Source organism: Chryseobacterium sp. Chry.R1 (assembly GCF_039645525.1).
Taxonomy (GTDB): Bacteria; Bacteroidota; Bacteroidia; order Flavobacteriales; family Weeksellaceae; genus Chryseobacterium; species Chryseobacterium proteolyticum.
In genome coordinates, this window is record NZ_CP151793.1 from 1,415,867 (window position 1) to 1,430,796 (window position 14,930).

The following is a 14,930-nucleotide window of genomic DNA, read 5'->3' on the forward strand; positions in this document are numbered from 1 at the left end:
TTTTATTGTTTACAAAAATATAATTTTATAATTTATCTGTTATCTCTTATAGATTTTAATTGATTCTGAACTAAAATATAAATTATATTCGTCGTTTTGAAACAATAAGTTTTTAATATTGAAGAAAATAATAACATCAGGAAGCTGATCAATACTGTTTAAAGCATAGTTATCACTGGAAACTAAAAGTATACCAACCTTTTTATTAATCTCTGAAATTGTGGATATATAGTTTATTTTTCTTTTTTTAACGAGATAATTATGATCAGCGATTTCTCTTTTTTCAATATCAGGAATCAAACTGAATATCTTGCGGCTTGCCTGTTGAAGAGAAAGTAGGATATCAATCTGGCCGTAGTCATCTGCAATATGAAGAAGCGTTGCGTCTTTTGGAATATGCTTGTTCAATTCAAAGTAAGCAGATTTATTGATCCTGAAATCTTCTTTAACCTGTTTTACAATCTCATTTTCCTTATACAAAAAGCTCAGAAACAGCTTCTTTTTAAAGTAATCCTCATCCTCCAGCTCTTCTCTTAGCTTTGAAAACTTTTCTCTGAAATAAGCGTTTATTTTTTTTGTTCGTTCAGAATACGTGGACCCAAAACTTTCATCATTTTGATGGATACGATTTCCTACTTTTACCGTAATGCTTCCATCATAAATGATAAAGTCTCCTTTTGGCAATACTTCCGAGTTACCATGAATATACACGGGTAAAATATCCAGATTCAATTGCTCAGAAAGGTAGAAAGCTCCTTTATGAAATCTTTTAATATCATTCGTATAAGAACGTTCTGCTTCCGGAAAAACTACCAGCGAATATCCTTGTTGTACTTTTTCTTTTAATTTGTCAATTCCGTTTTCAATACCTTGGGAAACCGGATAAAAACCTAATGCCTTTACAAGTTTTCCAAAAATAGGTGAGTTATACACCCAATCATTTACAAGATATACAATCTTGTAATTGGTCATTGCCAGAGCCAGTGTATCCAGGAATGAAGTATGATTGGCAATAATAATAGCAGGTTTACTGAAATCTTCTTCAGGATTTTTTATCACCGTCTTTTTTACAAATGGATTACTATATAAAACAGAAGTTAAAAACCGGGCAATGAATATTTTGATATACCTGAGTGTATTTCCCCTGGCATTTTTAACAAAAAAAGCTCCAAACAAGGAAAAAAGAAATCCTCCCAGCCCATAGTAGGCAAACGATACCACGGAGTGAAGGAATAATCTAAAAGTAATAGGAGAAAGTCCCTTTTTTGCTCTGTTAATAATTAAAAGTCTGAACCAGAACGGATACAAAGTAGAAGTAATGATAATAACCGAAAACATTCCTATTAAAGCCACCAGTGCCAAAGAGTGTAATGCCGGATGCTTGGCAAAAATCAATGAGCCGATCGATAAAATAGTGGTGAAAACAGCTAAAATGATTGAGATCCTATAAGTAGGAAGTTCATTTTTACCTGTAGTATGTTCCTTTTGCATAGCCTTTGTCAGAAAGATGCTGAAATCGTCTCCGACTCCAAAGATGAGGGTACAGACTACAGTACTGAAAATATTGAGTTCCAGCCCTAAGAAATAAAGAATGCCGGCTGTAACCACTCCTGTTAATACAATAGGGAACATGGTAAGGACAGTGAGTTCAAAATTTCTGAAAAAGACAATAATAGTAAGGATGATGGCGAGTAGTGAATAATTGATCAGGGTGTTGAAATCTCTTTTCAATAATCCCAGAAAATTCTCATTCATTTGCTGGCGGTCAATAGCAAGAACATCCTGCTTTTTTTCTACATCTCTGATAAAGGCATCTCTTTTAGTTTCATCCACTTTTATAATATTGGAAATAGTATAAAATCCTTTTTCATTGCTTAAAAATTCAGATACCTGTAATGCTTTTATTTTTTCATAATCCTCAATGCTGCGGGTGGAGTAGTTTTTGTTTAAAAGTTCTGTAAATTGCTTAAAAGCTGAACTATTAAATCCAAATTTGTTTCCATTGCTTACCAATTCTGAAACCGTTTGATTTTTCTTTTGGTCGTTCCAGAATTTTTTCCAGTTTTCAATCTTTTTTTGCTGATCCTTTTCAGACAGGACTACATTGCCCAGAGAATTATAGCTCAGGATTTTTCCTTCCTTTTTTTCTTTTTCCAGAAATTGGTTCAGTTGGGTGTTTCGGGTTAATGCTTCTTCTTCAGAATTACCATAGGAAATGGTGTAGATTGATTTTGAAGTAATATCTGAAAGCTTCTGTAATTTTGCTTCACTTATTTTCAGATCCTTTGGAATGTAATTTAGATCTCCAATGTCTTCATTAAAACCCACGTGCCTGAATCCAAATAAGCAGGCAATAATGACCAGGGAGCATCCTATAATTAGGGGTTTGTTCTTTTCATAGGGATAAAAGCCGATCCTGTCAATGAAATTTGTGCTTGCTTTTTTCCCTTTTTCTTTAGTGTGGTATAGTTGGGGAACAATAATCAGGGCTGAAATGGAAGAAAGCATTACCGTTATGGAAGCAAATAGTCCCAGATCCTTTAAGGCTTCCGATCTTACGAAGACAAGACATAAGAATGAAACCGCAGTGGTAGCACTGCTTAAAATAATAGGTTGGGTAATTTCTTTATAGAGCTCTTCAATATTATTATTGTGTTTATAGTGTGTAAGAATATGCAAGGCATAATCTATTGTAATTCCGATAAGGATTGCTCCGACACTTAATGAAATTGCTGAGATCTTATCCTTAATAAAATATAATATAAGCAGTGCCAGCAGAACAGAAAATACCGTAGGAAGAAAAACAATAATCGGAGTGAAGAAATTCCTGAAATAATAAATAAGCAGGATCAGCAGTACAGTCATGGAAATCATTACTGTATTCTGAATGTCCTTTTTTATCTGTTCAGCATTTGCAACCGCAATTACGGGTGAACCAAAGTAGCTGATTTCTGTTTTTCCTTTAAATTCTTTATTAAGATCATCCTTTATTTTGTTGAGCTGGTCTACAAAAAATTCATTGTTTTTAGTATCGTTACTTTTGTTTTTAGGATCAATAAAAAGTAATAAATTTTTTCCGTCTTTCGTTACAATAAAATTATCCTCCAGCTTAAAATCTTTGCTGACGTTAAGTGCATTCAATTTTTTAATGCCTAAAAAAGTAATTCCGAGAGGATCTTTTTTTATAAATTCTTTTGTCACCAGGCTTGTTGGGGAAGCAAGAGAAATGTAATTGTTTTCTACCTGTTTTGCAATGCTGTCTTTCTGAATCTTCCTGTTGATTTCTTTATAGTCATTTTCATCTAAAAACAAAGGGAGGTTTTGATTTACAAAATCAAAAGTCTCGGAAATTTCACTGTCATTTACCTTTCCCTGAATCGCTCCGACATACTTTTGTAAAGGAGAAATTTTTTCCAGAAAAGTATTGGCGGTTTCAGAAAGCTGAAAATTATCCTCCGAAGATTTATTCTCAATGATGACGATGATCTTATCTGAAAAATTAAGTTGTTTAAGAATTTTTGCAGTAAGATCAGATTTTTCACTTTTAGGAATGATCTGATTGATGTCTTCCTCGAAATTTATTTTTGATGCAAAAAACAGGCAAACCAAAGCAATTCCCACTGCAAATAATGCAGATAGAACTCTGTTTTTGGAGATTAAATAGTATAAAAATATAAAAAAACGATGCATCGCATTAAAAAATCAAGTTTGCAAATTTAATTTTTTAAGTATTAGTTCAAAACTTTTACCCCGTAAGTTTATTTTAAAATCAATAAAATGTTTAGGTAAAATAAAAAAAACTTATACTTTTGCAAATGTCCCTCCTAATAATATATTTTAAAACAAAATTATTCTGAATAAAAAGCTGTTTTGATATGTTGAAAATATTTGATGAAAAAATAAACGGATTTTTATTTACGATAATACTTCCGGTTTTGCTGTTCTCAATGTCCTATTATGGATTTGAGTCTTCCTACACAAGATTGAAAACAGCAGAAAGGCCGCCCGATTATTTGTTTTCATCGGTCTATGCTTATCGGGTACTTCCCAACTATCTCAGTTTGTATCTTACGGACATTGTGGGATATATTATTGAAAATTATCTGGGCTTTTTTCGGAAATTTCTCCATAAAAACGGAACTGCATTTTATCATGGTCTTTTTCTGATGAACAGTTTCTTCTTTATTCTTTCTTCCGTTGTTTTTAATAAACTACTTTCCATGAAGCCGGTTTCACTTCTTGTAAACATCAATCTAAAAAGAGTTATTCATCTGCTGGCCGTGTTTTTTATTGTAATCACGCAATATGCACCTACAAATTGTGATATGATGGCACTTTTTTGTTATCTGACAGGAGTGTTTTTAACATTAAAATATTTTCATACAAATAAGACGGCATATTTTTATATTTTAATTGCTTTAATATTTCTTTCGACGTTCGTTAGGGAGACAGCTTGTCTGAATATTGCTTTTTTTGCTGCGCTCTTCCTGGATATGGATGATCTCAGAAAAGGAAATTATACAATGGTCGCAAAAACGATTCCTCTGGTGATCTCTTTTTTAACAGCCTATTTAGGATTGAGAATGATTGTTGTTCAGGAAACCACTTTTGTAGAAGGCTTTTATATCAACAGGAACTTCGAAAGCCCGTTCAATCTGGCGGGGCTGTTATTTGGATCCATAGTCTTGTATTTTGTATACCTGTTGGGCGTATCTGCTGACAATAAAACGATATTTAAAAAGTATTTATTTTTCTCATTGCCTTATCTTGCTATGATTACCATGGTGGGACTTTACTGGGAGGTGAGGCTTTTCCTTCCACTTATTCTGACAGGGATTGTAGTGGCTTATCATCAATTTAAAAATTCCCTGATCCTCTCATGAGTTTATTGCATCCATATTACATCATTGCGATGATCTACATGCTTATTTTTAGCGTGCAGGAGGTCTTTGGAAATAAAGTTGATAAAAAGTGGTTTTGGTTTTTAGGGGTTTACCTGATTATTATTGCCGGGCTCAGAGATAGCGTTGGGCCGGATTATGGGAGTTATAGAGGAATTTATATCTATTCAGATACAAAAGAATATTGGAGTATCTTTTTAAAAGCCCTTCACATAGAAGGTTCAGAGAATGTTGATATAGAATGGTTATATGCGTTGATCAATAAGATCATGCTTAATGTGTTCAATGCTCCGTTTTATATGTTGACACTCGTTATTGCTATTTTTGCTATATTTTTTAAGATAAAATATACAGAAGACAATACTTTTTATCCATTTACTTTTACGCTGTTTATGTTTATTCCCAATTTCTTCATTGGAGAAAGTGGACAGATCAGGCAGAATCTTGGAACCTTTATTATATACTTCGCAATCAGGTATATCAAAGAAAGAAAATTATGGCATTATTTATTCTTTGTATTCATAGCTTCAGGGATTCATAATGTATGTTATATATTTCTACCCATGTATTGGGTTGCACGCATACCTTTAAATAAAACAATGATGCTGGTGTCTATTATTGTTTCGATCTTTTTGTCTCCATTCGAAGTGTATAAGGTTTTTGGTAACTTTTTGAGTAATATTGCCTCCGATAGTATGCTTGTGGAAGGTTTTAACGGATATGTGGATGAGACGGCGCAAAGATTAAATGGGGGATTTGGTATTCCCGAAGCGTTAATGGCAATTCTCACATTCTTTTTATTTGCATTTGATACTCCCATGAAGGAAAAATATCCATATTATGAATATCACAGGAACTATGCTGTCATTGGAATCTGTTTTTATTTCATATTCAGAAACAATCCGGTGTTCTCATCCAGGCTTGCGGGAGCGTTTATTGGTTTCTCATTTGTATTGATTCCTAATGCAATGTATGTTGTTTCGGCTAATAAAAAGAGATTAATATATTCCTTTATCATTGCATTGACCATATTCAACTTCGTGGTATTTTCCAGTTTCAGAAATATTATTGCAGGTAGGTTCACCATTGACCTCTATAAAAATCATATTTTACCTTAACAATAAAGTAAATGTATTGACAAAAAGGCGCACTTTAAAGATGCGTCTTTTTTCTGTTATCCCTTATCAATGCTCGTTTCTTTACGCTCCAGGCTGTATTTTGCCTTATTATTTGTGAACTTAATATACCACAAATTTAAAATTCAATACAATAATATTGTAGTTTTGTGCTGTTTTAATCAAAATAGAATATCTATAAATAATTGTTTTATTTAATAGTATTTATATAATAATTAACTTATTAAATATATATTTATAATATAAATCACTATTTATTGATGCGGGCTTAAAATTTGTATTGGTGTTTCTACACCAAACCTAAGGATATGAGAAACAGTATACTAAAAAAAATGACGGCAATTTTTTGCCTTGTGTCAGTGAGTGCCTATTGTAGCAATGGGTATAGATATGATAAAGATGATGAGTGGCCAGGTGATCACTACACAAAAGTTAACGATTCTTTGGTCAGGATACCACAAAACTATGATCAAAGAGTGATCAATTCTGCTGATACCCAAAGTTTTTCATCCCAGCTTAATGTAAAAAGTAAAGTAAACCCACTTGCCTTAGATTGGACTAAGGCGCCCAATAGTTATATTTTTGATCCTAACCAGGAATATGCCGGTCTGCTTATACCGGTCAGAAAAGCCTATGCCATGTGGGAAGATGATAAATATTTAGGAAGTGAAGGTATTCCCGAAGGAAAATTAACGGCTGATGTATTATGGGAGGATGTTCCTGGGCTAATAATAAGTGGAGGTAATTACGCTCTTGAAGTACTTGATACGGGGCAGAATGCCAAAATTAAAGTTCCTGTAAATAAATCAAAAGAGGGAAATGCTGTAATAGCATTTAGAATAAATGGCGAAATTTTTTGGTCATGGCATGTATGGGTTACTGATGATCCCACTAACGGATCTGCCTATAAAAGTTTTGAAACAATTAAAAGACAGAGGAACGATGGAGTGATTGAACAGATCCCTGATTCTGACTGGAGGTGGATGGATAGGGATTTAGGCTCTGTAAACGGAACGATCACAGGAACAGAATGGAACAGAAATTTAGGCTTACTCTATCAATGGGGTAGAAAAGACCCGATACCCTCTCTGGTATACAGGGGTAATGATTTCTATGAAGTATCAGGATCTATCGGAAGAATAAGGCACCGGGGAGCAAAAAATTTTACTAATGCCATTAAAATTGATGATCTCAGGAAGTTTGTTTTATTATCCAATGCTGAAGTGACCAATAATATCAAGCTTTCTGTAAAAAATCCTTTGAGTCTTATCTATGTGAATAAAGATGATAACTCTGGTCCCGCATATTATAATAACAATGCTAATCTGATGGTTAACTGGTTTGGAAAATCCTCTAATTTTAAAGACTACCAGTTATCTGAGCTTAATCTATGGTCAGACAATTCACAGGGGAAAATAAACGCAACTTATACCACTGATGATTCAGCTCAACCGTACCGTGATAAGTCATCTTATGATCCTTGTCCCAACGGATGGCGGATTCCATCGGTTTTGGTTGCTAATCTTGCCTCAGCAAATTATGTGGATGATATCAGGACCGATTTTTCTCCCTTTGGAGTAAGAACTAATATGGGAAAAAATGCTTTTGAATCCAATGGCTACCATATTATAAAACCCACTGATATGAATATGCCTTTATTTATGAAGGGTATTAAATTGTATCCCAATATCGGATTTGACCTTTCTCAGGTCGGAGGTTACGATATGGGATTGTTTCCCGGAACGGGGCAGGTAGCTATTGAAACACAGGCCGGACAATATGCGGACCAGCACCATACCAACATATGGACTGCGACGATGGCCAGACAGTTTGATGCTACTCCTGCTACTGTTGCAAGAGGCTTATATATGATTCCGGATAAAGCCCAGCCTGACATTCCGGATTCAAATTTCCCTACGATAAAAGGTAGATTTCAATATGTGCCGTTAGCAACAATGAATACTTCAGAAGCTAATGGATGCCGTTGCGTAAAAGATCCTTTGTATGTGGTGGATAATTATGATTTTCCTACTGAATTTTTAAACATTTCCAATGAATATCTTGAAGGGTTAAATAATCCGAATACTTATCAGATCGTTAAGGCGACGACTGTATCTACCATAGAGATTCCAGTGAGTAAAGCATTTTCAGTTCAAAGTCAGCTTCTTAATAATCAGGAGATTCTTGATCCTTCCAATTATAACAACCTTAAGGTAAATGTACTTTGGACAACTAATACAAGTTTAATTAGTAATGTATCAATAGCTAATCCCTCTCCTGCGTCGCTGGGCGGTTTAAGCGGGTCTAAAATTGTAGTTGCAATTAATCCCAATCAAAGTGGAAATGCGGTGGTTACTCTTCATAATGGCAATATCACTAATCCTGTTTACTGGAGCTGGCATATTTGGGTTACTGACACGCCCGTGAACAGTCTTCAATATACAACAGAATTGCCGGCCGGAAATGCCACCAATTATGTCAATTATGTAGATAAAGCAGATATTCCCTTCCGGACCGAATTTATGGACAGAAATCTGGGGGCAACGGATGCATTTCCGATGGTTGTAAATAATCTTACCCCTACCTCTGCGGAATTATCCAGAATCAGGGCATCCACTGGGCTTCATTATCAGTGGGGAAGAAAAGATCCTATTCCAACATTCCAGTATGCTGATAACAGAGGGTCATACAATGTGTTTCTTGGGAATGTTTTAGCAACCGGAACGATTAGTTATACTACCCTTGCTGCGTCTACTTATAATAATATGTCCGGAAGTTATATTGTTCCTTATAATACTTATGCTGCGAATGCAAATCTCCTGGATACAGATAAGGTGTCTGACAAAATTTCGAAAATCTTGTCTTATTCTGTTAGAAATCCTTTAGTATATATGATTCCAAGTACTTTTGCTCCCTATAATAGCAGTACACCTAATTATACAAATGGAACGGATTGGCTATCTACTGAACCGAATCTGGCGCCGGACAGATGGGGAAGAGGAGGTGTGAAATCACCGTTTGATCCTTGTCCGGAAGGCTGGAGAATTCCTGATGTGTCTGGTGTTGCAATTGTTTCCGGTAAAGATTTTGGAATGACTCCATGGTATAAAAAGGATAAAAATGTTGCAACCATGTATAGTATAGTTAACGATTATCAGGGAGTGAGAGTCAGAAATCCAAGCACGACAACTACGATTGGCTATATGTTCAATCAGTCAGCATATCCTGTCGGCAATTATCCTAATTCCGGATCCAGAGGTTTCAGAAGTGTTACAGGGAATCAATCTGCCCAGGGAACTTATAACGTCCTTAATTATCAATATCCCGGATTCTGGACCGGTGCATTGGCGTCGAATTATACGGGGCGTTCTGTAAATATGTTATTCGATGCAGCTTCCTCTTCAAACCGTATTATGGCTTTTCATGATAATAACGACCCTTATTTTGGAATGAGCTGTCGTTGTGTAAAGGTTAAATATGATGAAGACGGAAATGAAGAAGGGGTAATTACAAAACTTCAGATTACATCTTTGTCAGCGACAAAAGCTGCAACACCTTTAAATAAAGATGAGTTTTTGGATATTATGGGAAAAGAGCAGGTCTCTGTTTTTCCTAATCCGGTAAAAAGTGAACTTCATATCAAGGCACCGGAGACTACCGGAGGATATTATTATCAGATATATAATATGTCGGGACAACTGATCATGTCCGGAAAATTTGAAAATGATAAGACTAATCTATCTGCATTGACATCAGGAATATATTTGATCCGGATAAATAATTCGGATAAGATTATTAAGCTTATAAAAGAATAAAAATTTAAATATAAATAGGCTGTTTCAATCACGAGACAGCTTATTTTTTACTACTTTATTTACCGATCTTATAATAATAGGTGAAAAATTCTATTAAGATGTGTTTTACTAAATTAATTTTAAGTCAATCACTTGATTGAAAAGAATAAAACCAGTATATAAATGCCCTGTAAAGTCATTTCATTTTTAAATTAAACAAGTATTGCAAAACCTATGTAATAAAAAAGCTTTACTTTTGCAAAAATTTTAGAATGTCGAAAAATTTAGTAATTGTAGAGTCCCCGGCAAAAGCAAAAACTATTCAGAAATATTTAGGAAAGGATTTTGAGGTGAAATCCAGTTTCGGACATATCCGGGATTTACCTAAAAAAGGGATGGGTATAGACCTTGAGACATTCAGTCCTGATTACGAAGTTTCTGCTGACAAAAAGAAATTGGTAACAGAATTAAAATCTGCTGTTAAAAAAGCTGAAATTGTTTGGCTTGCTTCCGATGAGGATCGTGAAGGAGAAGCCATTGCATGGCATTTGGCAGATGAATTAAAGCTTAAGCCGGAAAACAGAAAACGTATTGTTTTTCATGAAATTACTAAAAATGCTATTCTAAAAGCAATTGATAACCCGAGAGATATCGATCAGAATCTGGTTAATGCACAACAGGCAAGAAGAGTCCTTGACAGAATCGTAGGTTTTGAAATGTCTCCTGTTCTTTGGAAAAAAGTAAAACCGGGATTATCAGCGGGTAGAGTGCAGTCTGTAGCCGTAAGATTAATTGTTGAAAGAGAAAAAGAAATACGAGCTTTCAATCCTAAAGCAAGCTTTAAGCTTGACGGGATTTTCCTGAATAAAGAAGATCAGGAAATCGCTGCGAAACTTAAAAAAGATTTCGAAAAAGAAGAAGAAGCTGAAAAATTTTTGGAAAAGGCAAAAACAACAGAGTTTAAAGTTCTGAATGTTGAAACAAAGCCTGGAACGCGTTCCGCATCTGCTCCTTTTACTACTTCTACATTACAGCAGGAAGCTTCTTCCAGATTAGGTTATAATGTAACAAACACTATGCGTCTTGCACAAAGACTGTATGAAGAAGGATACATTACCTATATGAGAACAGATTCCGTGAATCTTTCTCAGGAAGCAATCGAAGGATCAAAAAGACAGATTATATCTGAATACGGTGCAGAATATTCCGCTCCGAGAAATTATACGACAAAGTCGGCTTCAGCACAGGAGGCTCACGAAGCGATACGACCGACTGATTTCGCAGTAAAAAGTATTGGGGATGCTCAATTAAACAGATTATATCAATTAATATACAGAAGAACGCTGGCCTCTCAGATGGCTAATGCTAAAATTGAAAAAACGGTCATTGAAATAGGTAATGCGAGCTTGCCTCAGCATTTTGAAGCTCAGGGTGAGGTTATTATTTTTGATGGTTTCCTTAAAGCTTACGGTATTGTAAAAACGGAAGATGACGACGAGGAAAATAATGAGAAATTACTTCCGAAAGTAAAAGTAGGAGAAGTTTTAAGTTATAAATCAATTACGGCAACTGAAAAGTTCACCAGACCCAGCGCAAGATATACAGAAGCAGGATTGGTAAGAAAGCTTGAAGAATTGGGAATAGGCCGTCCTTCCACGTATGCGCCTACCATTCAGACCATCCAGAACCGTGAGTATGTTGATAAGCGTGAGATTGAGCCACAGATTCGTGAAGTGGTGAAAATGTCTTTGGTAAAAGATAAAATTAAAAAGGTAGTACTCGACGAGAAATTCGGAGGTGATAAAAATAAATTTGTTCCTACAGATATTGGTGAGGTAGTCAATGACTTTCTTATTGATCATTTTAAAGAAATTCTTGATTACGGATTCACGGCAAGAGTTGAAGAAAGTTTCGATGAAATTGCAAACGGAGATCAGAAATGGAAGGAGATGATGACGGATTTTTATTCCAAATTCCATCCAAGAATTGAAGATGTAGAAGAAAATGCAGACCGTGCAAATGGGGATAGGCTGTTGGGTGTTGATCCAAAAACAGGTAAAAATGTTCATGCCAGAATTGGAAGATTTGGAGCTATGATCCAGATAGGGGAGACTGAAGATGAAGAAAAGCCTACTTTTGCATCGCTAATGAGTGGGCAGAATATTGCAACCATTACGCTTGAAGAAGCATTGGAACTATTCAAGCTGCCTTTTGATCTGAAAGATTATGAAGGCCAATCCGTTTCAGTAGGTGTGGGGAGATTCGGTCCTTATGTAAAGTGGGGTGAAACGTATATCAGTATTCCAAAAGGAGAGGATCCGCTTTCTGTAGATCAGAACAGGGCTGAAGAAATTATAGGAGAAAAGAAAAAAGCTGATGCTCCTATTGCAACCTACAAGGGAGAGCCGGTGACCAAAGGAACAGGAAGGTTTGGCCCTTTTATCAAATATCAGAGTATTTTTGTAAACGTTCCTAAAAAGTATGATTTCGATAATCTTTCTCAAAGCGACATTAATGAATTAATTGATTCTAAACTGGAGAAAGAAGCAAACAGATATATTCAGCAGTGGGAGAAAGAAAAAATATCTATTGAAAATGGAAGATGGGGACCATTTATTAAGTTTGGAAAGAGCATGTTCAAAATTCCAAAGAAAAAAGATGACACAAAATATGATGCTAAAGAACTGAAAGAAGTTTCATTGGATGAGGTGAAAAAGTGGATTACTGCCCAGGATAAAAATGCTTTTGCCGAGAAAAAAAAGCCGGCAGCCAAGAAAAAAGCGACTGCCACAAAAAAGAAATAAAAAGTAATGATATTACAAAGCCATTAACAAACAGTGTTAATGGCTTTTTTTATGACCATTAAATGATTTTATTTTAATATTTTTGGTTTTTAAGACTTAATTAGAGAGAATGAATTTTGAAGATTTTATAATTGCCCCTAGGAATTTCAAAACTGAGAATTGGCAGATTGGAAACCAGATTACCAAAGAAATAAAAGAAGACAGTATTGTTTTGCTTTTCGTATCAGATTACAGAGGATCAGGTGGCGATGCTGAAGTACAGGATTTTACCTCTGTAAGAAAGGAATTTTATAAATTATCACAGTTGGATTTTGAAATTCCCATCGTTGATCTTGGAGACCTTGTTTCCGGTAAATCTGTTCAGGATTCCCATTATATCTTACAGGAGGTTCTTTCTGCCTGTCACTATAAAAGAGCAATTCCTGTCATTATCGGAGGTTCTAATGATTTCGCCTTTTCTTTATTTTCAGGATTGAATTTTCATCAAAAAAATATCAATTATACACAGATCAGTAATGTCATTTCTCTTAAACAGGGTGAGCATATCAATGAGCATACTTTTCTAAGCAAAATTTTGGGTGCTAAGAATTTTTCGATTAAGAATTACCACCACCTGGGATATCAGAAGCACCTGAATGAAGTAGATTCTGTAAAGCTGATTAAAGAAGTTGAGTTTGATATTGTCCGTCTGGCAGAAATGATGAATTCTACGGAAAAAACAGAACCCTTCTTCAGAAAAGCTGATTTGGTGACTCTCAATTGTGATGCAATTGAAAGTTTTGGAGAACCTTTTTCAATAAATCCACAGGTGAATGGACTAAATAGACGGGAAATTTGCGCTTACATGAAGGAAATTGGGTTGAGTGAAAATTTGAAGTCTGTCGGAATTTTTAATTATAACATATATTCGGAAAGCCAGTTGAATCATCAATTGTTGGCACAGATGATCTGGTATCTGATAGAAGGAATCAATATCCAAAGATCACACCCAAAAGAAAGGCACTACGAAATTTTTTATGTCTTGATCGATGATAGCCAATATACATTTAAGCGTGACACGTTTAGTAATCTGTGGTATTTTGGAGATGATGAGAATATTGAGAGTTGTATTCCTTGTTCAAGAAAAGATTTTGACGAAGCAAAGAAAGGCTGGTTGAATGTAAGGCTGACGAAAATTTAATTTATAATGAATACTGTTCCCTCAAAAGTTTCTATCATAGTTCCTGTTTATAATGTTGAAAATTATTTGGCTAAATGTCTCGACTCTTTGGTTAATCAAAGTCTGCAGGAAATTGAAATTATCGTTGTGGACGATGGTAGCAGTGATAATTCTGGATTGATTGCACAGGAATATGGCCAGCGTTTTCCGGAAAGACTAAAAGTTTGGAAGAAAGAAAATGGAGGTTTAAGCGATGCCCGGAATTTTGCCATCGATCGGGCGACGGGAGATTATATTGGTTTTGTGGATAGTGATGATTATGTCGGAAAAACCATGTTTGAAGAAATGTTTAACCTTGCGGAAAAGCATAATGCCGAAATGGTCATCTGTAATATTCAAAAAGTGGACGAGTCGGGAATTGTTACCCAAAAGCTTACTCAAATTCCTAATATGCCGGAAAAAATTGATTTGGAGAAAAACTTTTCTGTTTTTTCTGATCTCAGCTATTTTGCATGCAACAAGTTGTTCCGGAAGGAACTTTTTAATGATAAAAGGTTCAAAAGAGGGGTGCATTTTGAAGACATTCAGCTCATTCCACAACTTTTACTCAAGTGTAAGATTGTAGCACAGACGCAAAACTTTCATTATCACTATTTGGAAAGAAATGATTCTATCACTAAAACACATACTGAAAAAGGATTGGATATCCTCAAAGCAGTAAAAGATGTAGAATCTGAATTTAAAACATCATCCTATTCAACAAAAAAAGAGGAACTGAAAAACTTCCAGATTTTAGAGGGAGTATATAGTTTTTTGGCCTATCTGGCGTTTGTAAAAGATGATAAAGTTTTTTATGATATGGCTGATCAGCTGAAAAATTTTATAGAGGAAAGGAATATTAAAATTAAAGATATATTGTTCTATAGTCGTTTTGGTAAGAATTATATTTTATATTTGCCACTGAAAAAAAAGATATTTTATCTATTGTTTTTTGCAGGGCAAAAAAAATTGATAAGAAAGTTGATTTAAACACAAATGTAAGTACTGTCATTTCGATATATTACAAATTTCATAGATACTATTTAGCAGATCTTAAGTAATGAGTGCTAAAGCATAATGAAAGTACTTAAATAGGA

The 14,930-nt window shown here is 34.8% G+C and carries 7 protein-coding genes; 6 read left to right on the forward strand and 1 reads right to left on the reverse strand.

Annotation, left to right across the window (positions count from 1 at the left end; genetic code table 11):
• Window positions 1-39: 39 nt before the first annotated feature.
• A complete protein-coding gene (locus AAEU33_RS06645) occupies window positions 40-3,690 on the reverse strand; it encodes an MMPL family transporter (protein WP_345991574.1) in 3,651 nt (1,216 codons plus the stop codon).
• A gap of 185 nt (window positions 3,691-3,875) precedes the next feature.
• On the opposite strand from AAEU33_RS06645, the gene AAEU33_RS06650 reads away from it, so the two are divergent.
• The 6 genes from AAEU33_RS06650 (at window position 3,876) to AAEU33_RS06675 (ending at window position 14,823) form a co-directional block, all read left to right on the forward strand.
• Window positions 3,876-4,883, forward strand: coding sequence for a hypothetical protein (locus AAEU33_RS06650; RefSeq protein WP_345991576.1), 1,008 nt, complete (start codon window positions 3,876-3,878; stop codon window positions 4,881-4,883).
• Complete coding sequence (locus tag AAEU33_RS06655; protein ID WP_228457003.1) at window positions 4,880-6,019, forward strand: EpsG family protein; 1,140 nt, start codon at window positions 4,880-4,882, stop codon at window positions 6,017-6,019. Before AAEU33_RS06650 ends, AAEU33_RS06655 begins: the two co-directional genes overlap by 4 nt.
• Window positions 6,020-6,369: 350 nt before the next feature.
• Window positions 6,370-9,852: a T9SS type A sorting domain-containing protein gene (locus AAEU33_RS06660; RefSeq protein WP_345991579.1), complete on the forward strand. Its 3,483-nt coding sequence runs from the start codon at window positions 6,370-6,372 to the stop codon at window positions 9,850-9,852.
• Between the two features lie 251 nt (window positions 9,853-10,103).
• Entirely contained in the window at window positions 10,104-12,635 is a 2,532-nt protein-coding gene (gene topA, locus AAEU33_RS06665; RefSeq protein WP_345991581.1) for a type I DNA topoisomerase, read from the forward strand.
• 109 nt (window positions 12,636-12,744) lie between these two features.
• Window positions 12,745-13,815: a formimidoylglutamase gene (locus tag AAEU33_RS06670; RefSeq protein WP_345991583.1), complete on the forward strand. Its 1,071-nt coding sequence runs from the start codon at window positions 12,745-12,747 to the stop codon at window positions 13,813-13,815.
• A gap of 6 nt (window positions 13,816-13,821) precedes the next feature.
• The gene (locus AAEU33_RS06675) at window positions 13,822-14,823 is read left to right on the forward strand and encodes a glycosyltransferase family 2 protein (RefSeq protein ID WP_345991584.1); all 1,002 of its coding nucleotides are present in this window, start codon (window positions 13,822-13,824) and stop codon (window positions 14,821-14,823) included.
• Window positions 14,824-14,930 lie beyond the last annotated feature (107 nt).